Annotated in this window: 26 protein-coding genes; 19 read left to right on the top strand and 7 right to left on the bottom strand. The window is 55.8% G+C overall.

Annotated elements, in window-relative coordinates; translation table 11 throughout:
- Positions 1–8 precede the first annotated feature (8 nt).
- Genes G7Y52_RS06145 through G7Y52_RS06135 form a run of 3 tightly spaced genes read right to left on the bottom strand, consistent with a single transcriptional unit; the run spans position 9 to position 4637 of the window.
- Positions 9–611, bottom strand: coding sequence for a DUF4276 family protein (locus G7Y52_RS06145; RefSeq protein WP_165067976.1), 603 nt, complete (start codon positions 609–611; stop codon positions 9–11).
- Positions 608–1750, bottom strand: coding sequence for an ATP-binding protein (locus G7Y52_RS06140; protein WP_206215213.1), 1143 nt, complete (start codon positions 1748–1750; stop codon positions 608–610). The genes G7Y52_RS06145 and G7Y52_RS06140 overlap by 4 nt, the downstream gene beginning before the upstream one ends.
- Positions 1743–4637 carry an ATP-dependent DNA helicase gene (locus G7Y52_RS06135; protein ID WP_165067970.1) on the bottom strand — a complete coding sequence of 965 codons (2895 nt, stop codon included), beginning with the start codon at positions 4635–4637 and terminating at the stop codon, positions 1743–1745. Before G7Y52_RS06135 ends, G7Y52_RS06140 begins: the two co-directional genes overlap by 8 nt.
- 307 nt (positions 4638–4944) lie before the next feature.
- Here G7Y52_RS06135 and G7Y52_RS06130 point away from each other — a divergent pair, with 307 nt between their 5' ends.
- Entirely contained in the window at positions 4945–5646 is a 702-nt protein-coding gene (locus G7Y52_RS06130; RefSeq protein ID WP_165067967.1) for an HNH/ENDO VII family nuclease, read from the top strand.
- A 461-nt stretch (positions 5647–6107) separates the two neighbouring features.
- Here the strand turns inward: G7Y52_RS06130 and G7Y52_RS06125 are convergent, their stop codons facing one another.
- The 4 genes from G7Y52_RS06125 to G7Y52_RS14910 form a co-directional block, all read right to left on the bottom strand.
- Positions 6108–6479, bottom strand: a complete 372-nt coding sequence (locus G7Y52_RS06125) for a Mov34/MPN/PAD-1 family protein (protein WP_165067963.1) — start codon at positions 6477–6479, stop codon at positions 6108–6110.
- 425 nt (positions 6480–6904) lie between these two features.
- Positions 6905–7156, bottom strand: coding sequence for a hypothetical protein (locus G7Y52_RS06115; RefSeq protein ID WP_165067953.1), 252 nt, complete (start codon positions 7154–7156; stop codon positions 6905–6907).
- Between the two features lie 83 nt (positions 7157–7239).
- Complete coding sequence (gene traI, locus G7Y52_RS06110) at positions 7240–9507, bottom strand: TraI/MobA(P) family conjugative relaxase (RefSeq protein WP_165067950.1); 2268 nt, start codon at positions 9505–9507, stop codon at positions 7240–7242.
- A complete protein-coding gene (locus G7Y52_RS14910) occupies positions 9473–9940 on the bottom strand; it encodes a hypothetical protein (RefSeq protein WP_206215212.1) in 468 nt (155 codons plus the stop codon). The genes traI and G7Y52_RS14910 overlap by 35 nt, the downstream gene beginning before the upstream one ends.
- Positions 9941–10044: 104 nt before the next feature.
- Here G7Y52_RS14910 and G7Y52_RS06100 point away from each other — a divergent pair, with 104 nt between their 5' ends.
- The 18 genes from G7Y52_RS06100 to G7Y52_RS06015 all read left to right on the top strand — a co-directional run bounded on the left by G7Y52_RS06100 (position 10045) and on the right by G7Y52_RS06015 (position 22455).
- Complete coding sequence (locus G7Y52_RS06100) at positions 10045–10383, top strand: hypothetical protein (RefSeq protein WP_165067930.1); 339 nt, start codon at positions 10045–10047, stop codon at positions 10381–10383.
- On the top strand, positions 10380–10523 hold the full coding sequence (locus G7Y52_RS06095; RefSeq protein WP_165067924.1) for a hypothetical protein: 144 nt from the start codon (positions 10380–10382) through the stop codon (positions 10521–10523). The genes G7Y52_RS06100 and G7Y52_RS06095 overlap by 4 nt, the downstream gene beginning before the upstream one ends.
- 1 nt (position 10524) lies before the next feature.
- Complete coding sequence (locus G7Y52_RS06090) at positions 10525–10764, top strand: hypothetical protein (protein ID WP_165067918.1); 240 nt, start codon at positions 10525–10527, stop codon at positions 10762–10764.
- Positions 10765–10773: 9 nt separating this feature from the next.
- Positions 10774–11019 carry a hypothetical protein gene (locus G7Y52_RS06085; RefSeq protein ID WP_165067911.1) on the top strand — a complete coding sequence of 82 codons (246 nt, stop codon included), beginning with the start codon at positions 10774–10776 and terminating at the stop codon, positions 11017–11019.
- 366 nt (positions 11020–11385) lie between these two features.
- A complete protein-coding gene (locus tag G7Y52_RS06080) occupies positions 11386–11661 on the top strand; it encodes a LuxR C-terminal-related transcriptional regulator (protein WP_206215211.1) in 276 nt (91 codons plus the stop codon).
- Between the two features lies 1 nt (position 11662).
- Positions 11663–11974 (top strand): helix-turn-helix domain-containing protein, encoded by a 312-nt coding sequence (locus G7Y52_RS06075; RefSeq protein WP_165067904.1) that lies wholly within the window; start codon positions 11663–11665, stop codon positions 11972–11974.
- A gap of 163 nt (positions 11975–12137) precedes the next feature.
- Positions 12138–12866, top strand: a complete 729-nt coding sequence (locus G7Y52_RS06070) for a conjugal transfer protein TraL (protein WP_165067900.1) — start codon at positions 12138–12140, stop codon at positions 12864–12866.
- A gap of 76 nt (positions 12867–12942) precedes the next feature.
- Positions 12943–13317 (top strand): toxin co-regulated pilus biosynthesis Q family protein, encoded by a 375-nt coding sequence (locus G7Y52_RS06065; protein ID WP_165067897.1) that lies wholly within the window; start codon positions 12943–12945, stop codon positions 13315–13317.
- Between the two features lie 10 nt (positions 13318–13327).
- A complete protein-coding gene (locus G7Y52_RS06060; RefSeq protein WP_241159616.1) occupies positions 13328–14899 on the top strand; it encodes a pilus assembly protein in 1572 nt (523 codons plus the stop codon).
- 1 nt (position 14900) lies between these two features.
- Positions 14901–16199 carry a type 4b pilus protein PilO2 gene (gene pilO2, locus G7Y52_RS06055; protein ID WP_165067894.1) on the top strand — a complete coding sequence of 433 codons (1299 nt, stop codon included), beginning with the start codon at positions 14901–14903 and terminating at the stop codon, positions 16197–16199.
- Positions 16186–16854, top strand: a complete 669-nt coding sequence (gene pilP, locus G7Y52_RS06050) for a type IV pilus biogenesis protein PilP (RefSeq protein WP_165067873.1) — start codon at positions 16186–16188, stop codon at positions 16852–16854. The genes pilO2 and pilP overlap by 14 nt, the downstream gene beginning before the upstream one ends.
- A gap of 3 nt (positions 16855–16857) precedes the next feature.
- Positions 16858–18486, top strand: coding sequence for an ATPase, T2SS/T4P/T4SS family (locus tag G7Y52_RS06045; RefSeq protein ID WP_165067870.1), 1629 nt, complete (start codon positions 16858–16860; stop codon positions 18484–18486).
- Positions 18477–19568: a type II secretion system F family protein gene (locus G7Y52_RS06040; protein WP_165067849.1), complete on the top strand. Its 1092-nt coding sequence runs from the start codon at positions 18477–18479 to the stop codon at positions 19566–19568. The genes G7Y52_RS06045 and G7Y52_RS06040 overlap by 10 nt, the downstream gene beginning before the upstream one ends.
- 1 nt (position 19569) lies before the next feature.
- Positions 19570–20040 carry a type 4 pilus major pilin gene (locus G7Y52_RS06035; RefSeq protein ID WP_165067844.1) on the top strand — a complete coding sequence of 157 codons (471 nt, stop codon included), beginning with the start codon at positions 19570–19572 and terminating at the stop codon, positions 20038–20040.
- A complete protein-coding gene (pilM, locus tag G7Y52_RS06030; protein WP_165067839.1) occupies positions 20041–20460 on the top strand; it encodes a type IV pilus biogenesis protein PilM in 420 nt (139 codons plus the stop codon).
- 9 nt (positions 20461–20469) lie between these two features.
- Positions 20470–21594 carry a shufflon system plasmid conjugative transfer pilus tip adhesin PilV gene (gene pilV / locus G7Y52_RS06025; protein WP_165067833.1) on the top strand — a complete coding sequence of 375 codons (1125 nt, stop codon included), beginning with the start codon at positions 20470–20472 and terminating at the stop codon, positions 21592–21594.
- Positions 21591–22103 (top strand): lytic transglycosylase domain-containing protein, encoded by a 513-nt coding sequence (locus G7Y52_RS06020; RefSeq protein ID WP_165067812.1) that lies wholly within the window; start codon positions 21591–21593, stop codon positions 22101–22103. The genes pilV and G7Y52_RS06020 overlap by 4 nt, the downstream gene beginning before the upstream one ends.
- Before the next feature lie 31 nt (positions 22104–22134).
- Positions 22135–22455, top strand: coding sequence for a phage tail protein (locus tag G7Y52_RS06015; RefSeq protein WP_206215210.1), 321 nt, complete (start codon positions 22135–22137; stop codon positions 22453–22455).
- Positions 22456–22563 lie beyond the last annotated feature (108 nt).

Raw genomic sequence — 22563 nt, 5'->3', positions numbered from 1 at the left:
GTTCCTTTTTATGGCAAAACAGGATGCAGTTCACGAAGACGATTGATACATCTTTTCAGGCTGGGGGAACGGCGCATGGCAGCCTTTATATCCCATGATTCATTGATGAATTCTTCCATTTTGGGTATATATAATCTGCCTTGTCTGCCTGAGGCGGAAATAAGATCCGCCTTGATCGCCTTTTGTGGAGAAAGGCGCGCCAAGTCCGCAATATACTTTTTGGGGTCTGGCAACACATCCGGCTGGGATGAAATTTTTCCCGCCCGTATTCCCAGAAGTTTGGAAAAGTTTTCGTGATCCGCCAGTAACCAGCTTTCCAGTTCGTTTACAGCGAACCGCAAAAGAGCGTTCGGGTGCAGGCCAGCGGCACGCCTCCCAAAATAACGGCTTCGGGCGGCAATGGCACAAGGGCTTCCGCTGTCCATCAAATCCGTCAGGATAAGCACGGCTGTTTCCGCATTCGCAAGGCGGGCATACGTCACTGCCGTTTTCCCAATATTGCCCGCTCCTCTCAATTCATAGACTTTTCCACAATGATGTCCACAAAATGCGATAAGCCGGCGCGCAACGGGGATTTCCAGCCTGCCTTCAGCAACAACATGTATCTTCATAGCGGGAAAAGCGACAGTTGTTCCATTCTGTTCTGCCGGATTTCCGGCAGCACAGCTTCAGCGGCACTCAGCCCGTTTTCCATCAGTTTTTGGGCATCATCCGATGGGCCTTGAATGATTGTCCCGTCCTGCCCGGATTCCAGCTTCAGAATCTCTTCAGGTTGAATACCCGGATCTTCAAGGAGAGCATACGAATGCGTTGAAATAAGCACCTGTCGGCCCTGCTTCCCTCGAACGAGCCTGGCAAACAGGCCCGGCAAGCGGCGAACAATTTCTTCATTCAGGGAAAGTTCCGGCTCTTCCAGAAGGAGCGGCCCGCCGTTTTCCAAAAACATCCAGAACAGGGCGATCAGGCGCAGGGTTCCGTCAGAAAAGCTGCTTTCATCCTGAATGGCCCCATTGGAACGCCAGTGCTGAAATTTTGCCCGCAGGTGCGGTTGCCCCCGGCTCTCGTCCATTTCCACCCTCAGTTTGGACAGCGTGGGAACGGCTATTTGCAGCGCTTTATCAATGCGCCGCAATCTGGCCTCGCGTGTCTTTTTCGGCGTCGCCCATATATGCCGAACAATATCTCGCCCATAGGGATCATTCACAACAGGCGCGGCGGAAAAGCCCTGCGGATCGCGAACCACCTGAGGCAAAATGTGGCGATATTCAATGCTTCTGAAGAAGTTCGCAATATCTCGAAAGGCCTCATTGGCGCTTACCTGTTCCAGCGCCGTCTGCGTTGCGCGTTGTCTGTCTTTTGTGTCCGCCCTGTCAGGGCGCTCCAGGATAACTTCCCCATTCTTCAGTACAGATTCCCTTTTTATCAAAACAGGAAATGTCTTATCACTTATGAGCTCAATTTCATATTCCCATGTATTGTCTATTGTAAATGCAAGTCGAATATCAGGTTCCTGCCGTGCGTAGAGGCAACGCAGTTTCTTCATCCCCCCGCGGGCTTGCACAGCCTTTCCGACGCCATGTTCAACAACGTCACGCATAAATCGAAACGCGTCAAGAAAGTTGGATTTACCGGCTGCATTGACGCCCACCAAAAATGTGCGGGCATTCAGCCTGACATCCACTTCCTTAAAATTTTTCCAATTCTTGAGTTGAATTCTTGATACCCGCATAGTTGTTCCTGTATCATTCACACCTATTGCAAAACGCCTGCAAGTCACATTCCTTGCACAGTTTTGGAGTGCGTTCCTGAACGGCAAATTCTTTCCGTTCCATGCGGCCCACCACGGCGTCCACTTCAGCAATGGTCTTGTCCACGGATTTGCCATCAAAGGGGAAGCGGTAGGTGGGCACGCCGGATGTCTCGCCCGTATAGTAGAGGTTCATGGCACTGACGGCAAGGCCGTGGCGCTGCTCCACAAGGTAGGCGTAGATTTCCAGTTGTCGCCGGTAGCGAGCCAGCAAGTGGCGTTCGGCGTACTGGTTGGGTTTGGGCGTGGCCTTGAAATCCACGATCTCCACAGTATCGCCCTTGCCCTGAATCAGATCGATTTTGCCCGTCAGGATGTATTCGTCCCGCACAAGCGAAACATCCACTTCCGTGCCGCGTATGTCCGCCCAGTTGCCGCGCTTGCGCTCCACATAGCGCAGCACATGGCCAAGCGCCACCTCCCGGATTTGCGGGGCCAGGTAGACACGCTCCTTGTGGCTCAGGTTGGCGTAATTCACATCGAACCAGAGGCGGATATTGTTCTCGGTCACGCTTTCCGGCTGCTCGCGCAGGACGGCCTTGTGGATGTCCTCAATGGTCTGGTGGACAAGCTGGCCGAACAGCATGGGGCCTTCGCGCACCGGGCTGAACTCCCAGTATTTGAAAAACTGGTACTGGCGCGGGCAGCCCTCATAAAGGAGGACGTGGGAGGTGTAGGAATAGCGCCCCTTGATGCCCGCAGGCTGGACGGCATCCACGTTGAGCGCCGAAAGGTTGGCCGCGCGCCATTCCGGGAGCGTCGCATAGAACTTGTGGAAGTATTCCGTGGGGGTGCTGAGCTTGCCCCGTTTGGTGCGCTTTTCCTGGCAGGTGAGGACGAGCAGGTTTTTGGCGCGCGAAAAGGCGGTATAGTAGAGGCGCTTGAAATCAAAGTCTTTCATCCTTTCCAGCGGCTCAAAGGGCGGCCGATCGTGGTGACGCGCCTCAAGAATCTCGTCCAGTTCGCTGTAATTCTTGCGGGGAACGGCGTTGAGCGAGCCCACGATGGTGACGGGAAACTCCAGCCCCTTCGCCTGGTGGATGGTCATAAAGGAGACGGCCCCGCCCGGCGTGGTGTCCTCCGGGTCTTCAAATTCCGTGATGCCGCCGTCCACGATGTAGCGGAAAAAGTGGTTGAACAGGTCGCCGACGTTCTTTTCCAGATAGGCGGGGTGCAGAACCTGGATGTGGTGGAGGTATTCAAACTTGACCAAAAGCTGCGAAAAGATGCCCAGGTTGCGGGCCGGGCGCTCGTCGCGCGAGGAGGTACCCAGCTCCAGAAAGCCCGAAAACAGGGGGAACTGGATCAACTGGTAGAACAGGGCGGAAAAGCCGAAGTCCAGCGGTGTGTTGTGGTCAAGCATCCTTTCGATTTCACGAAAGCGGCGCACGCACCAGTCCTTCAGCTCCTTGTTTTCCGGCTGGCGCAGCCTGTCCGCAAACTGGCCGAGGCAGGAATCATAGAAATCCCACACGGCGAGCGGGTGGTATCTGGACTCCCACTTTTCCCGTATCTCCTTAAAAATCCGGAAGATGAAAAGGAACGCCCCGAGCATGAGGCGCACCTCTTCCCGATCAAAATAGAGGTCGGAGCGCGGCGCATAGACCGGGATGCCGTGTTCTTCCAGAAAGCTGGCCAGCGCCTTGGCCTTGTCGGAACGCACGGAGCGGAAAAGGAAGGCCACCTGGTTCCAGTCGCTGAGGTGCTCCGCCTTGAGCGTTTGCAGGAAGTCCAGCACTTCCCCGTGCCAGTTCTGTTCATCCGCACTGCCGGAAACGCGCAGCACGGGCGCCTCCAGCGCGGGCTTGCCGGTGGGCGGCTCGATCTGCTTGGGATAGCGAAACCGCGTGCCGTCAGCCCCTTGCCAGGAAAAGCCGTCCACGCTGCCGTCCATCCAGCCATTATAAAATGTGATGATGCCCGGATCAGAACGGTAATTGGTGGTCAGCGAATGAACCGCGCACGTGCCCCTGGGGAAGTGGCCGGCAAATTCCAGAATGTTGCGGATGGTCGCGCCCCGGAAGCGGTACAGGCCCTGATCGTCATCGCCCACCACGCAGATATTCTTCTTTTCATCCAGCAACAAGAGCAGCAGGCGCTCCTGAATGGTGTTGGTGTCCTGGTACTCGTCCACCATGACATAGCGGATTTTTTCCCTGAGGGGCGCAAGCACGCTGTCCTGGTTTTGCGTGAGCAGCCTGTAAGCCTCAAGCTGGATCACCGAGAAGTCCAGCAGATTCTCCTGCTCAAGCAGTTTCTGGTAAAGGGCGTACCACTTGCCGAGCGCCTGTATGGCCTCGTCCGGGTCGGCCATGAGGGCGTTGGCGGAAAGCATCTCTTCGGAGAGCTTGTTCATCCAGCCGCAAAGCAGGGTCGCCTTCTTCCATCGGCTGGTCTGCCTCTCCCCCTTGAGCAGCAGCGTCACCGGGGCGAGTTCCTCAAACTCGCGCAAATGCTGGAAGAAAAAATAGCTCTGATCAAACTGATCCATCACGGTGAAGTTCTTCTTCAGCCTGGTGAACTCCCGATGCTCCTCAAGCAGACGGAGACAAATGGAGTGGAGCGTGCCGATGTACATTTCGTCCACATTTACGGTCACGCCTTCCTGCATGAGCCGCCTGGCCACGCGAGAAACGATTTCCTTGGCGACCTTCTCCGTGAACGTGGCCACGAGAAGCTGCTCCGGCTTGACGCCCTTGTTGACGACCAGATGCACGATACGTTCGACAAGGGTAAAGGTCTTGCCGGAACCAGGCCCGGCAATGACCAAAACCGGGCCGTTCTCATGCGTGATGACGGCCTGCTGCTGTTCGGTAGGGCGAAAGTCCATGATGCCCCCTGGAGTTTAAAGCGCTTGGCAGCACTTGCTAAAAGGCACTATAAGGCTAGGGGAAGAAATATCTACAAGGTAGTTCATATATCTTTTAATAAAGGCAGCTATGGCAACAATAGGGGATTGAGTAAATCTATCAAAAGGATTAAAGGATTTGTACACACTTATGTTAGAAGAAATTAATATATCACTTACCTAGCCAATATCTCTATCCCATTTTAGGCAAGCGTAGGGCAACTACAATAAGACAATGGTTAGATTCGCAACTTCGAGAGATAAACAAGTTGAATATTGAGAGGATAAAATGAAAATCATAACAACAACTATATATTTATTGTTTTTATTTTCTAATTTTGCCATCGCGGAAACTCATAATTTTTCAATAATTGATGATGGTAATAATAAAAAATATCTAATACTTGATGATGAACTCTATGAAGTATCTGAAGACGGTTCATTATATCAAATAGATTATTCAGAATACAATAATGATATTGAATTTGATTCAGGTTTTAGTGCATCAGTGGGTGCTCTCGTAGGCCCAATGGTAAGACTAGTTCCATATGTTATTAGTAGGGCAAAATATTTATGGAGGGTCTTATCTAAAACAAAGTTTGTGCAAAAAATCCGTAAAATATTTTTCCCGCGAAAAATATCTGAATTTGAAAAGCGTATTATTAAAAATTCAAAAGTGATTACCTACAATGGGAAAACTGTCTCGCAACGTAATCATATTATAGATAAATCGAAAAAATGTGGAGGGGTTACTAGCTGTGATGCTCTGGGTAATGGCAAGCCCCCATTTAGTAAATCCTGTTCCCCAATCCAGTTACATCATATCCTACAAGAAGACGACGGTCATATTTTAGAATTGACTCAAGAGGAGCATACCCAAAATTATTCAGAGCTCCATAAACATACCAATATAAGCGAAATAAATCGACCGGAATTTGATAAATGGAGAAGAGATTATTGGAAAGAAAGGAGCCGACAACTATGCTTTTGATCTGGGACTACCTTTTGTTGATATAATTTACAATATCATCTAGTGCACTGATTCAGAAATACTTGTACAAAATATACGTATATTTTCAATGATGGCTTTTTTCATCAACACAATATACCACGGCATTTTTCTGTGGACTCATGTATAATCTGACAACATCTTTGAGCTTTTCATCGAACACTCCACCGGCTTTAGCCGGTGGAGTGTTCGATCGCACGGCGCACAGCACGCACAGTCACTTTCCCCAGTAACATAAAGAAAATATTGAACTCTTTTTGATTGTTATACGCATTGTCCGGAGCACAACCACTCTCCCGCTCTTATAAGAGCGGGAGAGTGGGACAGACGATCCGGGCAATCCTCTGTGGCGAACTTCGAGGGAATCATCAAGAGCGAAAGGCAGCAAACAACTCGACGCATTTTGCAAGGCAAGACGCGAAAACGTCACACAGAAAAATTACTCACAGTACATACTGATGAAGCATATTCTCACCAGGGATGTAGATGACCATCAATATCTTTGGAATCATGCAGGCTTCTTTAATTCTCCTTGCATATGTAATATCTCCTGAAGATAATCGTGATTCCGACTTGGGATGTGAGTGGACAAAGCCAATAAATTCAATTTTCGCCTTTGCCCACTCACATATGACTTTATTTAATGCTTCAACGTCCGGAGTATATCGACTTTCTGTTGTTATGCCAGTGCTGTCAAAGTGGTATTTTGTCACAATGCGTTGTTCATTGATGCCAAGAATACCTCCCATTTCAGGGAAAGTCAGACTTTTTTTAATTTGGCATAACACCTTTGATTCGAATTGATATTCCAGCATTTAGTCACACAATATATCTATAAGTAGAACGAAGCATCTGCATACTTAAGATATGGAGAGTGTTGACCCTGTGATAGATTTCCACTATACTATATTGAGATTATTGAACAAATTGCACATATGCATACAAAATATTCAATAATTTCAAATAGTTATACAAATCTATCCCCCTACGGGTCAACACTCTCAAGGTTCTTCATATTTATGAATTATTCATATCAGGACATGAGTCCCATGGATTGGTCCAGTAGTGGTGTAGATTACACCAATATTTTCCCTTATGGTTTTCGTCAGTCTGATCTTCTCCATTAGGACAATTAGCGCAACATGTTGTATGGAAACTACCCTTGGGCAAAGAAACAGCCTTCACAATTTTTTTCTTTTCTTCCATGATAAGAGCTCCTTATAGACTGCGAATTTTTGATTTAAACATATTTAACCCTGTCAAAAAAACTTTTGATTACCTGACTTAGTATGGCCCCTGTCAAAAACAAAATCAAGTTTTCATTGCCTGCCGTATCCTTGTCCTTATAGACTGCGAATTTTTGATTTAGAGCATTTTCACTTTGAAAATGCTCTGCTGACGCGAAAGCGGCAGCCGCCGCAACGCGGCGTACATTCAGGCGAAAACCGCGTTTTTCGCCTGAATGCCACCTTTGACTTTCATAAAAAGTCAAAGGTAATCTGCTCTAAACATATTTAACCCTGTCAAAGAAACTTTTGATTACCTGACTTAGTATGGCCCCTGTCAAAAACAAAATCAAGGTTTCATCGCCTGCCGTATCCTTGGCCTTGTTTGGCTCCGCTCCACCTCCTCAATACCCTCAACCCTTCTCCACAGCTCCAAGTATCGCTCGTTTCTCATCAAATCCCCGTCACCGGCGGGGCCGAAAGCGTAATCCGCTGTTCTTTCGGCGTACCGCTGCCAGTTGCGGCCGGTCTGTGCGTCGCGGATGGTTGGAGCGCAGGCACGGATGGTTTCTTCCACGCTCTCCCGGCTGTGGCCGTTGGCGCGCATCCGCAGGGCGATCATGGCGTCCACGCGGGAATAGTCCTCAATGGTCAGATGGCGGCGGATATTCTCCAGGTGGGCGTAGTAGGCTCTGGCTGGATCGCCGGGTCTGGCGCTGGGGATGAAGCGAGGCCGCGCACGCCTTTCCCGATCCGCTTCCACGTATTCCCGATCAATCGCTCTGGCCAGAGCAAACGCCTTGCCACACTCCCGGCGCTCCGCAAACAATAGCTTCACCTGGGGATAGCTGCCATCGTCGCGCCGATGCTTCGGTTTGCGGTTCTCGAATCCCGGCGCACGGTGCGGATGGATGCAGCCGCACAGCTTTTTGTCGCCGTACTCCCGATTCAGGCGTTCCGTGATACGATTGCCCACGTCCCGGTCAAATTCCGTGCCCAGCCTGGGAATGGTCAGCAGACATTGGTAATTGCCAGGCGAGCTTTCCAGCACCACGGCTGGCCGGAAGCCGTCTTCCTGAAGTTTTTTCAGGCTGTCGCGAGTCATGTCGTCAATGAGGATATGATGCCGCTCATCCGACAGCGGCGTGTAGTAGATATTTTCGCCGCGCCGCTGGAAGCGCAGCATTTCCGGCAGATGGGCCTCCAGTTCGTTCGGGGAAAAGCCTCTGGTCAGGCCGCCTTTCTTGTCCAGGATGAAGGTCTTTTTCCCGCCGTTCTCGTCCATTTTGATACAGGTCACGCGGTAGCGTTCCGCATTGACCGCCTCGGCATATCGCCTGAAATCCTTGAGTTCGCGCATGGCTATCGCTGCCTCCGCTATCCGTTGCAGTGCGGGAGGGCTGTGTCTTGCCTGTTCCCATGCCGCACGATGTCGCCAACGTTCGGCCTGTCGGGACAAGCCTTGCGCCCGTAACCAGGCTTCAAAACGTGGCTTGCCGCCACGCGCTTTTTTCCGGCCTGAACGCAAAGAAAACCGTTCCGCTCTCTGCTGCACCATCAGGCAATGGCGGGCGATATTCAGAACCGGCAAGCCGTATCCCGCCAGACGGGAAAGAGCCGTTTTCCTCTCCATCCGCTGCCTCTCCTTCATCCGGGCAAGCTCGACATTCTCCGCTGCTTCCGCTTTGTCCGGCGATCCGACAAACGCATCCTGATACGCCTTCCACTCTTTGAGATTGACGGAACTCACCGGCTCCGGGGCAATCTTGCCCAGAGCATCGGGATACATTCCTTCCTCAAAATCTCCCAAACGCTTACAGAGCTTTCCCATGCTGAATGCGCGATCCACAGAGGACGCCTTCACCGCAATGTCGCCCACAAAGATGATTGCACCGGAGCCTTTTTTCTTGAACCGCAATCCAACTCCCGCCAGCTTCTCATGCAGCTCCGCCCACGATCCCGCATTTTTTATGAGGTCGTATCCGCGTTCCTGCGCGATGCGCTGGGCGGATTTCTCGCCGGTGGCATGTTCAAAATCCAGAGCAGGCTGTTTTGGTTTTCTTTCTCCGCCCCGTATGCGCCGCCTTACAAGTTCACCGTTCTCCAGCACCGCATACAGAGCCTTTTCCTCGGACGCCCATCCCTGTTTGTGTTCGATGAAGGCAAGAAGTTTATGCGCCTCCCGAATGTCAAATCCTCTGTGCGGCTGCACAACTTTTCCGGTTTCAGGATTCATGCGATTCACCGCGATATGCAGGTGATAATTGTCTGTGTCGTGGTGCAGTCCATAGATGATCTGGTGTTCGGCAAGTTCCATTTTTTCAAGAAACATATCCACAACTTCTTCCACCTGTTCCCGCGTCGGCTGTTCGCCTTCCCGCCAGGAAAAAATCCAGTGCTGCACAGGCATGGCGCTGTGAACCGATTCTCTGGCAAGCGCGATCATTTCAATTTTTTGTCCGGCATGTGTTGTGGAACAGAAATTTCTTCCTCCCGCATATTCGATCTTTTCCTGCGGGTTTTTATTGTGGGGAAAGCGGATGTAATCCACCAGATCACCTATCTGCCAGGACTTCGATTTTTCACTTTTCCGGTTCTTGATTTTTTTGACGATCATCGAGGGCCATGCCGATTTTTTGAATCAACCACACGAGTTTCCGCAGGGCGTCTTCCTGCTTTTCCATAATGCCGTGCGGCGCGTTTACCTGCCGGAGCGTTGCAAAATTGTGCTTGAGCAGGCCGCCGATCCGCCGCAGTTCTCCCACTGTTTTCACGTCAGTGCAGGCCGCAATCGTTCCGCCGAAAAAACGCCGTCGCATGTATTCCGACAGGGACAGTCCCGCGATGTCCGCCTGCTCCATCAGGCGTGCTTTTTCCATATCGGTAACACGGATCGTTACCCATTTTCTGGCGGCGCTCCGGCCGCCGCCCTCCGTCTTTCTGCCTTTCATGTCTTTTGCCTTTGGAATGCGAGAAGCAAAGCGCCGAGCATTCGGGTGTCCAGAGGGCGGCAGCCCTTTGGCAGGATGGAAGTTGTGCGTGTAGCACAACTTCCATCCTGCCACGGCGACCCCGTATCGTGTAGTGGTAGATTTATGCAAAATTTTATCTTTACTGCCGATAGGCTATGATCTTCCCAAAGGAGGCAAAACACATGGCTTCAAACGCAACAATACGCATGGAACAGCTCACGAAGGCGAAGAAACTGCTCATGAATTTACCAAAGAAAAAAGACGGAAAAACCAGACCGGAAGCGGCTGAATTTCTGAAAAACGATTTCAGAAAAGCTTTCAAAAAAGGCTACAGCCCAAAAGAACTGAGTCAGCTGCTCAAAAACGCGGGAATCATCATTCCCGCATACCTTATCCAGAAATTTTTCTCTGAAACTGCGGACGCGCCTCCCGTGCAAAAACAGGGGAGGGCACCCGCGCAAACACCGGCTCCGGCAAGAACATCTTTCATCGTGCCGGATTTGCCGGATAAGAAGTTGTGAACATAAACGCGTCGATTTTTTATGTGGGCGGAAGCAAAAGCGGCGTGGGGAAAAGCAAGGTATCTTTCGCCCTGATCGACTCCCTGCTTGCTGACGGAAAAAAGGTGCTTTTGCTGGAAAGCGACAACCTCAAATCCTGATGTGTTCAAAGCCCATCAGCCGCACGAAAACGATGCGCTTGTTTGCGGGGAAGCTGACCTGGACAGCGCGGACGGCTGGATCGAACTCGTCACTATTGCGGCTGAGTTTCCCGAACATTTAGAGGTCATCAATTCCGCCGCCCGAAGCAACAAGGGGTTGGGAAAATACGGTCTGACCCTGCGGGGAACTCCGGGAGAACTGAACCGGGAACCGCTCACTTTCCGGGGCATCAACCGGTAACGGGATTCCGTGGAATTGCTGCGCGGTTTCCTGAATGTCTTTCCCGATGCTTTGGTTCACGTCTGCCGAAATCTCTCCTTCGGAGCGCCGGAAAAAATCCGCAAGGCCACAGAGGAAATCCTTGCGGAATGGGCGGAGGCGGATCGGGAAAATCACGCTGCGTATCAGGAGGCGAAGGGAAAAAGCGATGCCATCTTGGTTCAGGGGGCATTACTCATCATTTGCCTGTTCAGCATCCACTTGGCCTTCTTCTGAAAAATGACTGCGCTCAGGCCATATTGCTGGATATTCTGATGTGTTGCCCCCCTCGCCTCGGGTACCCTATCCTTAAAATGGAAGAGAGCTCCTCAACATAGGCATTTCAGCGGGAAAACCATCTGAGAAAATATTTTGTCATTTGCATAATTCTACCACTGCCGCCAGAAAAGCCACCATGCTACAGCTTATAGCCCAAACTACTTTTATGGAGGTTGTAAGCCATGAGCAAACTTTCAAGACGGCAGAAACAAATCGTCACGCTGATGGTGATGGGCAAACGTCCCAAAAGAAATTGCCCGCATACTATCCATTAAATGCGCAACTGTTTATAGGCATCAGGCAACCATCAGACAGTTGTGCGATGTGAATGGAAGCATCGAACTTATGTGGGCAATTATAGCTGATATGCCAAAAAGGACATCCCGGCTTGTTCTTACTCCACGAGGGAGGGAGATTTTTAAACTCATTTTGAAAGGGAAAACCACCACAGAAATTGCCGAATTAATTTGCATAAGTTATAGTGGCGTGCTTCGCCACAGAGAAAAAATGCTGGAACAAAATGATTGCCACAGCATGAATGAACTTGTTGCAAAATATTACGGCTTTTCATCTGATTTCATTCCCGACATAGGAGTTTGATATGCTCTCTGAAAAAAATGTTGTTATTGTAACAACGCCCGAAGAATTGCTTCATTTGCTCATTGAAGCTCTAAGGGAAGTGGATAGTGAAAGAAAATTTGATGATACAAATTATCAATGCAAAAAGCTGCTTTCACCAAAAGACGTTGAACATGAGTTTGGCATCCACAAAAAAATGCTTGCCGACTGGCGTTCTGAAGGTATTGGCCCATCATACAATATGTTTGGCAGGCGTATCCTTTATGAGCGATCAGTAATTGAAAACTATATCGTTTCCAAACGAATAAAAACCGCTGATTATTCCGAAGTATGACGGCCTCAGGCCAACATCCTTCCAATGAGTGACGTTTTTTCACTTTCGTGTCCGGTGAACTGTTTCCACTCTGTTCCTGAATGGACAGGCCCAAAATTGGGGATGTTTCATCTGTGGAAAAATCCTTTTGGAAAACAATTTTTGACTTCAAGGAGAAAAAGATATGGCTACTATTCATTTTATTTTACAAGGCAAGGGCGGCGTGGGAAAAAGCATGATTGGGATCATGCTGTGCCAGGCCCTGCGCCATTTCGGAAAAGAGGTTTCGGCCTATGATGCAGATCCCATCAATTCGACGCTTACGTCTTTCCGCGAGATCAATGCAACACCTGTTCAACTCATGAATGACGGGAACATTGACTCCCGAAACTTTGATGCCTTGTTTGATGCTCTGCTCTGCGCACCTCAGGAATCGCACGTCATTGTGGACAACGGGGCGTCATCCTCCATCGCTCTGAGCGCGTACCTGCTTGAAAACGACATTTTGCAGTTACTGGAAGAACAGGGACATCTGGTCTTTTTTCACACTGTCATCACCGGCGGGCTGGCCCTTGCGGACACGCTCAAGGGTTTGTCCGGATTGGCCACAGCATTTCCCGCATCGCCGATTGTTGTCTGGCTGAATCCCTACTTCGGGGAGATTGCCATAGACGACAAACCGTTTGAGGAATTCAAGACGTACCGGGAATATGCTTCACACGTCTACGCGGTGATCCGCCTGCCGGACGGGAGCAAAACGCTCATCGGCAAGGATCTGGAAGAATTATTCGCCAAACATCTGAGCTTTGGGGCGGGGATCAACGGAAGTTCCACGCCTTGCATGGTTCGATCGCGCCTGCGGCACTACTGGAATCAGATTCTTGCCTGTGTGGAACAGGCAGGGATTCTGTAGGGGGACGTATGAGGGACTTCCTCAACAGAACAACTACAGCGCCAGAGCCAGCACAAGACGGTTTCAGGGTGATTTGATGAAAATCGCAACTGTTTGCTTGTATTGCCTGCTTGCGTGCGGCTGTGCCCCTGCCCGGCCCGCCGTTTCGGAAAGGCCGCCGCACACTCCCGTCTCTCCCGCTGTATCGTCGACCGAACCGGCGAGCGCGCCTCGCTGGGAGGTCGGCAAGGGCCGGATGTTGCGTGAGCAAATGACGGACTGGGCGGCCAGTGCAAACTACAACCTCATATGGAACGCACAAAACGACTATGAGTTACGCGGCTCGGCCACATTCCAGGGCGAGTTCATCGACGCGGTGAAAACCCTTTTTGCGGCGCTTCAAGCCAATGGTCTGGCGCTGCGCGTGACCATCTACCAGGGCAACCAGGTCATGGAAGTGTCGGAACACTGAAGGTGGGAGCATGAGGATGCACAATAACCGTCTTTTTCGCGCTGCCGCCTTCCTTCTTCTTGGCGTCATCCTGTTCGGCTGCGCCCACACAGCGCCGGATCGGCAGGCCATTGAAGCCAAAGGCGACGCATTCACCACCATTTCGCAATCCAAGGCCGTGGAGGTGGTGACAGATCCCTATATGGGGGTCAAGGCCGTGCCCATCCGCGTGGATACGCACGCGCACGCGGCGTTCGATACGCCAGTCACCCTGCGCACACACGGCACGCTGGCCGGCATTGCCGCCACTGTCTCAAAGCTGACGCCGTTAACAGTTCAGGTAAGCGCCGACCCCGCCCCCCTGCCTTCCATCGGTCAGAGCAACACCCAACAACAGGGCCAGCCAGGTGAAAACGCCTTGCCGACGCTGGCTTCAGGCGGCCCCATACTCGCTGTATCCTATGAAGGATCGTTCCGTGGCCTGCTGGATCACATCGCCATAGCATCGGGGTATGGCTGGGACTTTGATTCGGGAACGGATACGGTTGTCTTTTCCCGGCTGACGGTGCGCACGTTCACGCTCCTGGGGATGCCCGGCGAAAAGAGCTATACGGAACAGATCACCAACGAGAGCAAGGACAACTCCCGATCCAGCATCGGCGGTTCCAACATCAATCAGACTGTGGCCACGGCGGACACATCCAGCCAGACGGCGCAGTCGAACACCACACGATACACGTTCGATGTCTGGGCGGATACGGAAAAGGCGGTCAAGGCGCTGCTCTCTCCAGAGGGGAGCGTGGTCGGCAATCAGGCGGCCGGCACGCTTACTGTCCGGGATCGGGTGCAGAATGTCCGGCAGGTTGCCGCGTACATCGCGGACACGAACAAACGTCTGTCGCGTCAGGTGGCGCTCACGGTTCATGTCTGGGCGTTGGAAGTGACGGACGACAACGAGGCGGGGCTGAACTTTCAGGTGCTGTTCGCCAATGACGACGTTTCCGTTGTGGCTGGCAGCCTGTCGGCCCTGGGCGGCGCGGGCACGGCGTCGGCCACCATTGTTTCCGGCAAGCTGAAGGATTCCACGGGCGTGCTCAAGGCGCTCAGACAGTGGGGCCACGCCACGCAGGTGACGCAATCCGGCGGTCTGGTGCTCTCGAACCAGCCGCTGCCGGCACAGGCCATTCAGCGCATCAACTACATCGCGGGATCGTCCACCAGCTCCACCGACTACGGCCAGACCACGGAAGTCACGCCCGGAGAAGTGACCACGGGCTTTGCCATGACCGTGATTCCGCACATTCTGGACCGCCGGCGCGTGCTGCTCCAGTACAATATCAACCTCTCCACACTGGACGAACTGAACGAGTACGCCGCCAACGATCTGACCATCCAACTGCCCAAAACCAGCACGCGGGCGTTCAGTCAGCGATCCTCCATGCAGATGGGCCAGACGCTGGTGCTGGCCGGTTTTCAGGATCAGACGCACAAGCTCGCCAACGCGCTCGGTCTGCTCAACAGCGGGCGCAGGGCCGGGTACGCCAAAACCCTGCTGGTGATCACCATTGAGGTGGAAGCCGCCGGCGGCGGGAGCGAGGACTGAGATGCAACGGATCATCCTGAACAACCGTCCCTGGGCCATTGGCCTGTTGTGGACGCCGCCTCTTCACCATTTCGCGGTCAACCGCAAGGTGCTGCTGGAGCACGCCCTGGAACATGGCGGCCCGGAACTGGACGTGATGGCCCGCTACCACCCGACCCACGTCGGAACCCCAAAGGGACAGGAAGGCTTTGGCGCGTCCGGCGGCATCTGGAAGGACTGGCGCAAGGCGCGCTCCCTGGCGACCTGCCTGGACGTGCCGGCGTCCTTTCTGGGGGTCTTTCCCCTTGTAACGCCAGAACCGATCTGGTGGGTGCATTGCCGCATGGACGGCTTTTTCCCCAAAAAGGGAGATCAGGTGTTTGGCTCGGAAGCGGCCGCGCTGGAAGCCTGCGCCCTGCTGGAGCGCGTTTCCGGCATTGCGCCTGTGCGCCTGGACTCGGCGGAAGCTGGCGCGGCCTGGCTCTCCGAGCGTTGCCGCCTGTCCACGGCGGATCTGTGGGTGCGGGACAGGGGGCGGCTGCTCAACCTCCACCAGACGTTTTCGGGCACGGCCCTGCTGCGCGCGGCAGTGGTTCTTGGGGTGACGGTCTGCATTGCCGGAACGGCCATTGGATTGAACCACCACATCAGGCGCGCGGAATACGAGGCCGCCAGACAGGCGCAACTGGCCAAAATCCAGCGCCAGAAAGATCTCAGGGAACGCCCGGAAAGTTTTTTTGACATGGCCTGGCAGGCAGCGCCGTCGGCGACGGACACGGCCCGGCAGTGCCTGCCCGCGCTCATGGATCTGCCTCTGGCGTCAAACGGCTGGGATTTGGGCAAGGTTGTCTGCTCCGGCAGGGAGCTTGCCCTGGAATGGCGGCACGAGGCGGGCGGGGATTTCATCCATCTGCCGGACAACGGCCGGCTGGACGCGAAAAATTCCAAGCTTGCCCATTCCACCCGTCCGCTGCCGCCGCTGGCGCAACGCGCCAAACGCCCGGACGGGCCGGGAACCGACCACAATATGCTGGTGCGCCAGGATGCCGCGTCCGGCCTTCTCTCGCAAATCGCTCAGGATACCGGGACAAAACTGGAACTGCGCTTTGCGGCGCAAGCCCGCAAAACCATTGACAAGGTGGCTGTGACGGCTCCCTGGCATGTGGGATCATGGTCGCTCGGCGAGGTTCCGGATCTGCTGATGGGAGAAGGCGAGGGCGGCCTGTTCGCAATGCTGGCTGAAGTGCCGGGGCTGACGATTGAATCCATTGACTACGACGGAAGCTGGTCCGTGAAGGGGAAGATTTATGCCGTTCACTAAAAGGAAAGCGTTGCTCGCACTGGGGGGCTGCATCGTGGTCTGCGCGGCGACCACGGGAGGCTTTTTCCTCGTGCAGCAGCAGGGCCGGCCCGCGATTTCGGCAATGCAGAGCAAAGCCACGCCTCCCACCCTGAAGCCGGCAACAGCGCCTGCCGCCGCCATGCCTTCCACGCTGAAGTCGCACGCGACGCCAACGCCCGCCAAACAGGCGATGTCCGCTGAACAGGACAAGGCAAAGCCTGGTGAACAGGTTCGCGCGGCGCTCAACAATTCGGAAACCCGTCTGGGCGATCTGGCGCGGATGCGCGGTCAGAAACATTTGCTGGAACAGCAGGTCAAGATTGCGGAACTGGAACAGAAACTCAAGGAAGCCCGCAGTGCCGTCGCGCCCGCGCCGGGAATCGTGCTGCCGCCCCTGGAACCGCCTGTCGGAAAAACGCAAGAGACCAAACCGTTGCTCAAACCTTCCGGGCCGGTGGTGCTCTCGGTGCAGGGCGTGGCGGGCAGGCTGTCGGCCACCATCCGCACGTCGAGCGGGGAAGTGGTGACAGTGGCGCACGGCCGGCGCTTTGGCGGCGGCGTGCTCTCCGTGACCAGAGACAGCGTGCTGATCCGCACGGGATCGTCCACGCGCGTCGTGCCGTTCAAGGAGTAAGCCATGAAACAGCTTCGCGCATTGCCGGATGATCTGCGTTCCCGCGTCGCCGTGAAGGACGGGACGCTGTACATTTCCGATGAACAGCGTGGCAAACTGGAGATCGTCAACCTGGTCATGGATCTGCGCGATCAGGGGATCAGGGAGAGCCTTTTTGTTCCGCCGGGCAGGTTTGACGAGGACTATGCCCGCTACGCCTCGCGTTCCGGCCTGGGCGACACCGACATTCAGCAAATGGCCATTGATCTGATCGCCCGCGCCTACAACCAGGGCGCGACGGATATTCATATCGTGGACATGGGCACTTTCTGCCGGACGCGCTTTCGCATCCTCGGCATGTTGCGCGACGACATGGAACTGGACGGCGGAACCGGCCGGCGGATGATCCGCGCCATTTACGAGCATTTGGGGTCTTCGCAGGATTCGCCCACATTTGATGTGATTTCACAGCTTGACGGCCGCATCGCCAACAAGGACTACCTGCCGCGCGGCGTGCATTCGGTGCGCATCCACTGTGAACCCATTGAATGCGCGGGCGCGGAAAACGGCGTGGGCACCTTCATGCCATTGCGGCTGATTTACGACACCAGCGGCGCGTCCGGGACACTGGAAGAGCGCCTTGCCAAGCTCGGTTTTACCGATGGGGACGTGACCCTGACGGATCGGCACGGCCGCACGCGTCAGGCGCGGGCGCAAACCAGGCTCTTTCGCGATCTTGCCAGCAGGAACGGCATGACGCTCATCTCCGGCTGCACCGGCTCCGGCAAGTCCACGGCCCTGGCGCACATGATGGAGGCACTGATTCAGGAACGGCCCGGCGACAACTTCATCTCCGTGGAAGATCCACCGGAAAAGCCGATTCAGGGGATGCACCAGATCCGCGTCAACTCCAAACAGGATCAGCAGCGCGCCGGCGGTCTGTCCGCCTATACCCTGGCCATTGCCGGCACGAACCGCGACGACGCCGACACGATTATGATCGGTGAAATCCGCTATGCGGATGCGGCCCTGGCCGCCATTGAAGTGGCGCAATCCGGCCATGCGGTATGGGCCACCATCCACGCCAGCGACGCCTTTGGGATTCTCACGCGCCTTGAAGTCATGCTGCGCGGGCACATGGCCGAACCCATGCGCACGCTCTGCGATCCCACCGTGCTTTCCGGCGTCGAGTATCAGCGGCTGATCGCCAAGCTCTGCCCGCACTGCCGCAAGCCCTTGCGGGAAAACCGGCAGGCGATCTCGAAAGACCTTGCCGCCCGGCTGGAACGCTGCCTGCCGCATGACCTGATCTACGGCGACGCGCGTCACGACGGCCTGTTTCTGCGCAACATGGAGGGCTGCGAACAATGCAGGGCTGTCGGCCAGCCCGGTTTGTTCCGCCAGACCGTGGTGGCCGAAGTTGCGGCCATCGATCCAACCATGCTCGGTCTGCTGAGAGGGGGCGAATTGCGCGAGGCGCGCGCCTACTGGCGCGACGAGCTGCACGGCATGAGCTATCTGGAACACGCCCGTCATCTGCTGGCCGCCGGCGTCATCGATCCCGTCACCGCCGAGGATCAGCTTTCCATGCCGATCGACTCCGATGCTGACGCTCCCCACAACCGTAAGCCCGGAGGCCAGACATGGCTGTGAACGCGCTTTCGCGCCCGTCGCGCCCCTCGCGCACGGTCCGGCTGCTGGCGCTGCTCTTTTTCGGCGCGCGCGAGCGGATACGGGTCTGGAAAAAGCTCCAGACCCAGTTGCGCAACAGGATGCGACTTGAGGAAAGTCTCCAGCTCCTCCAGCGCCATGCGCGGGAAAGCCGCTCGCCGCTGGAAGAGGTGTACGCGCACATTCTGACCACGCTTGGCGACGGCCGCACGCTGGATGTGGCCCTGGAAGGGCTGGCCACGCCGGAGGAAGTCATGCTCATTTCCTCCGCGCAGGCGTCCGGCAGGCTGGCGGAAGGGCTGGGGCTGGCGATCAGGGTGCTGAAAGCCAAAAGCGCCATGCGCACATGCCTTGCGGCCAACCTGACGGCTCCCTGTCTGCTGTTTCTGGCGTGCATGGCCATGATGGTGATCATCGCCCTGCACGTCATGCCGCAACTGGCGCTGGTGTCAGACCCCGCGCACTGGACCGGCCCCGCCCGCGTGCTCCATGCGCTGTCATCGTTCATCGGTTCCTGGGCCGGGGCCGCCTGCGGCGTGGGGCTGGGGCTGGGACTGATCGCCGTGCTGATCTCCTTCCCCCTGTGGACCGGCCGGTTCCGTCGTCTGGCGGACAGGGTGATCCCCTGGTCCATCTACCGACTCACTGTGGGCACGGTCTGGCTGTACACCATTGCCACCCGGATGCAGGCGGGGCATCAGCTTGCGCAGATCCTTTCCCGCATGACGGAAACGGCGTCCACGCCGTACCTGCGGGAAATCGTGGCCGCGATTCTGCGGCACAGCCGACACGGAGAGGACTTCGGCACGGCGTTGCGCGACTCCGGCATGGGCTTTCCCAGCCGGGAGATCGTGGACGATCTGCGCGTGTACGCGCGGATGCCGGGCTTTCAGGAGCGCATGGCGGAAATTGCGGACACCTGGCTTGAGGACGGCGTGGAACGAATCAGGGGCTACGCCCAACAAATCGGCGTCATCGTCAACCTGCTCATCATCGGCCAGTTGATCCTGATTTCACTGGTCGCGGGCACGTTTGAAACACAACTCCAGCTTGGAGGCATGTAATATGGGACACATTCTCGGCGCTCTCGGCGGCATTCTCATTGGTCTGATTGTTCTGGCGTCGGCCGCGGGAGGTATCTATGCCGCGTTCTCCAAAAGCAACGTGGCCAATATGGAGGAAAACCTGATCATTCTGCGGATGCAGACGCAACAGTTCTTTGCCGGAACGAATTACGACGGGCTGGACAACGACGTCGCGATCAAGGCCGGCATCGTGCCGGATGCCTTCATCAAGGGCGATGCGTTGCGCAACCCGTGGGGCGGCGACATCACGCTGACCTCCGACACCAGCACCGGCACATTCGCCATTGAACTGACGAATATCCCGCAGACGGACTGCACGCAACTGGCGCGCTTCCAGGCGGACGCCTGGGCCGGAATCAGCGTGAACGGCGGGGAGATCGATCCCTCCGACGCCACAGCCGTCACCAACGCCTGCGGCGACACCAACACCATCACCTACACGGCGCGGTAAATGAAAGCCCTTGCTGTCCTTGTGCTTCTGCTGGGCGTCATGGCCCTGTTGCAGCGCCCGGCGGATTTCTCGGCGGAGGAAGCCCGTATCACGGCCATGAATTACGCCATATACCGGCAGGCCGTCTTTTCCTTTGTGCGGGCCAACAAGGGGGTTTCCGGCGAGATCCCGCTCGCCTCCCTCGACCTCCCCGCAAGCTGGCGCGCGCTTCGCCCCTGGCACGCCCGTGTTCAGGGCGGCTACTGCTACGTGTACGGCTCCGCGTCACCGCACGAGGCGGAAGCCGTGCGCCAGCTTTTCCGGGAGAGCCTGGCCGTGGGTCTGGCCGATCAGGGCCGGATTGTCCCGGCAGTACGGCATCCGGTGCCGGTTCCGGCCTTTGTGCCGAACGGATCCGTCATCAGCGTAACGGAAGCGTAAGGAGGCGGCATGACCATTCTCAACGCCATCGGCGCGCTGATCATCACCATCCTGATGATCCCCGGCATGGTTTCCCTGTGGGAACAGGGCAACACGGCCACACAGCAACGGCTTGCGGCTGATCATTTACGGCAGGTGACGCGGGCGGCGGGCGGCTACGTCGCCCGGCATCAGGACACGTTGCTGTCTCAGACGAGCGCCACATCCGGGCCGGGCGTGAGCATCGAGACGCTGATCAACGAGGGCTTTTTGTATGAAGGGTTCAGCCGGCGCAACATCTGGGGGCAGGAATACCAGATCCATGTGCGCCAGCCCGAAACGGGCCAGCTTCAGGGCGTGGTGCTGACCACAGGCGGACGCGGCGTGGACGCGGGAAGCCGGTTTGCCAATGTGGTGATTCCGTACACCGCCGCGCTGCTGGGCGGATCCGGCGGGTATGTGCCCACAGGCGATGTTCCCGGCCAAAGCGCCGAGACACTGCACGGAGCCGGCGGCGGCTGGGCCGTCAGCTTCGCCTCCCTGGGTCTTGCCTCGCCCGGCGCGGGGCATTTGGGCGCGCTGTCCACCTACGACGCTTCGGCGCTGGGGCAGGATTTTCTCTACCGCGTGGCCGTGCCGGGCAACCCGGATCTTAACGCCATGCAAACGAATCTGGACATGACGGATCACGCCATTACCGGCGTGGGCGAACTCCGGTTTACGGAGCGGGCGATCAGTACGGAAGCCTGTACCGCCGACGAGGATCAGGGCCGCGTCTTTCTGGATCGTGTGCACGGCCTCTACATCTGCCGCAATCACTCCCTGGAGATCATCGGGGATTCCGGCAACTCCGCGCTGTTCAAAAGTGCTGCCGTGGCCGTCAACGGTCAGCGCATCCCCAAGCCCGTTTGCGCGCCGTCCACAGGCACGGTGCCAGCCATTTATACCGCGCCGTCCCTTGCCGAGGCCGGGCCGCAAGCGCCGCCACTGACTTCACTCCAGACCTGGGCGACGTCCGTATCCGATACCGAATGGCAGGTGCATCTGCGTGTGCAGACCCCAAACAAAAAGTTGGGAGACGCGGACGGCTGGATTTATCCGACGGACAATTACGCCAGGATCATGGTGTTCACCACATGCGCGAAGCAGGAATGATAGTGTTTCTGGCGCTCCTTTGCTGTTGCGCGCCAGCTCATGCCAACACCTTGCGGGAACGTCAGCAGGCCGTGGAGCATCTCTTTGACGCGCCGTGCGCCCGCTATCAGGTGCCGAAAGCCCTGGCGCTGGCCATTGCCCGCACAGAGTCCGGCTGCCGGCCCTGGATACTGAATCTCGCCGGGCGGGACGTGCGGCCGGACTCCAGGGAAAAGGCCCTGCGCCTGGCGCGGGCCGCCCTGCACAGTGGCCGCTCCTTCGATGTGGGGATCATGCAGGTCAATGCCTACTGGATCAGAAAATACCACTGGCCGCTGGAACAGGTGCTGGACCCGGCCACCAACGTCCGGATCGGCGTATGGATTCTGGCGCAGGAGATCCGCCGGCACGGGCTGAACTGGAAAGCCGTGGCCTCCTACCACACGCCGCTGCACAAAAACCCCGAACGCGGGCGGATCTATGCGCGAACCGTGTTCGGGCATGTGAAAAAGATACTGGCGGAGAAGTGAAAAATCCTCCACCGAAGGAAAAAGTATGCGAATGAACCAATTTTTTTTGTCTTTCTTTCTCCTGTTTGTTTTTCAACTGACATTTACCCCGCCGCTTGCCACAGGCGCGGATGCTACCGCTTTCAATCCCACGACGGTCGCCGTGGTTGCCAAAAATGCAGGGGGCGGCGTCCCTGTGGGAACCATCGTCGCATGGCCCGTTGCAACCAACCCTGACGATATGGATAACTGGTTGGAATGTAACGGACAAACCGTGTCGCAGACAGCCTACCCGGAACTGTTTGCGCTTGTGGGCGGAAGCGTGCCGGATCTGAGGGGGCTGTTTCTCAGGGGGAGAGTATTAACAATATGATGTAAATATGTTATCTCCCTCCAACAGGAGGAGCCCATGGAAGCAAAGCCCGACTGCCCAAAGTGCCATGCCAGCACGGTATATCGAAGCGGAAAAATTCTCGGGAAA

This window comes from Desulfovibrio sp. ZJ200 (genome assembly GCF_011039095.1).
GTDB lineage: Bacteria > Desulfobacterota > Desulfovibrionia > Desulfovibrionales > Desulfovibrionaceae > Desulfovibrio.
The sequence above is the reverse complement of the archived record's forward strand: the minus strand, read 5'-3'. Positions and strand labels throughout refer to the sequence as shown.

Excerpts from the sequence above, each read along its gene's own strand:
- pilO2 (WP_165067894.1), top strand. The coding sequence starts at position 14,901 with ATGCAACGGATCATCCTGAACAACCGTCCCTGGGCCATTGGCCTGTTG.
- G7Y52_RS06070 (WP_165067900.1), top strand. The coding sequence starts at position 12,138 with ATGGCTACTATTCATTTTATTTTACAAGGCAAGGGCGGCGTGGGAAAA.
- G7Y52_RS06065 (WP_165067897.1), top strand. The coding sequence starts at position 12,943 with ATGAAAATCGCAACTGTTTGCTTGTATTGCCTGCTTGCGTGCGGCTGT.
- G7Y52_RS06125 (WP_165067963.1), bottom strand. The coding sequence starts at position 6,479 with ATGCTGGAATATCAATTCGAATCAAAGGTGTTATGCCAAATTAAAAAA.
- G7Y52_RS06020 (WP_165067812.1), top strand. The coding sequence starts at position 21,591 with ATGATAGTGTTTCTGGCGCTCCTTTGCTGTTGCGCGCCAGCTCATGCC.
- pilV (WP_165067833.1), top strand. The coding sequence starts at position 20,470 with ATGACCATTCTCAACGCCATCGGCGCGCTGATCATCACCATCCTGATG.
- G7Y52_RS06040 (WP_165067849.1), top strand. The coding sequence starts at position 18,477 with ATGGCTGTGAACGCGCTTTCGCGCCCGTCGCGCCCCTCGCGCACGGTC.
- G7Y52_RS06135 (WP_165067970.1), bottom strand. The coding sequence starts at position 4,637 with ATGGACTTTCGCCCTACCGAACAGCAGCAGGCCGTCATCACGCATGAG.
- traI (WP_165067950.1), bottom strand. The coding sequence starts at position 9,507 with ATGATCGTCAAAAAAATCAAGAACCGGAAAAGTGAAAAATCGAAGTCC.
- G7Y52_RS06015 (WP_206215210.1), top strand. The coding sequence starts at position 22,135 with ATGAACCAATTTTTTTTGTCTTTCTTTCTCCTGTTTGTTTTTCAACTG.
- G7Y52_RS06035 (WP_165067844.1), top strand. The coding sequence starts at position 19,570 with ATGGGACACATTCTCGGCGCTCTCGGCGGCATTCTCATTGGTCTGATT.
- G7Y52_RS06045 (WP_165067870.1), top strand. The coding sequence starts at position 16,858 with ATGAAACAGCTTCGCGCATTGCCGGATGATCTGCGTTCCCGCGTCGCC.
- G7Y52_RS06075 (WP_165067904.1), top strand. The coding sequence starts at position 11,663 with ATGCTCTCTGAAAAAAATGTTGTTATTGTAACAACGCCCGAAGAATTG.
- G7Y52_RS06145 (WP_165067976.1), bottom strand. The coding sequence starts at position 611 with ATGAAGATACATGTTGTTGCTGAAGGCAGGCTGGAAATCCCCGTTGCG.
- G7Y52_RS06130 (WP_165067967.1), top strand. The coding sequence starts at position 4,945 with ATGAAAATCATAACAACAACTATATATTTATTGTTTTTATTTTCTAAT.
- pilP (WP_165067873.1), top strand. The coding sequence starts at position 16,186 with ATGCCGTTCACTAAAAGGAAAGCGTTGCTCGCACTGGGGGGCTGCATC.
- G7Y52_RS06100 (WP_165067930.1), top strand. The coding sequence starts at position 10,045 with ATGGCTTCAAACGCAACAATACGCATGGAACAGCTCACGAAGGCGAAG.
- G7Y52_RS06060 (WP_241159616.1), top strand. The coding sequence starts at position 13,328 with ATGAGGATGCACAATAACCGTCTTTTTCGCGCTGCCGCCTTCCTTCTT.
- pilM (WP_165067839.1), top strand. The coding sequence starts at position 20,041 with ATGAAAGCCCTTGCTGTCCTTGTGCTTCTGCTGGGCGTCATGGCCCTG.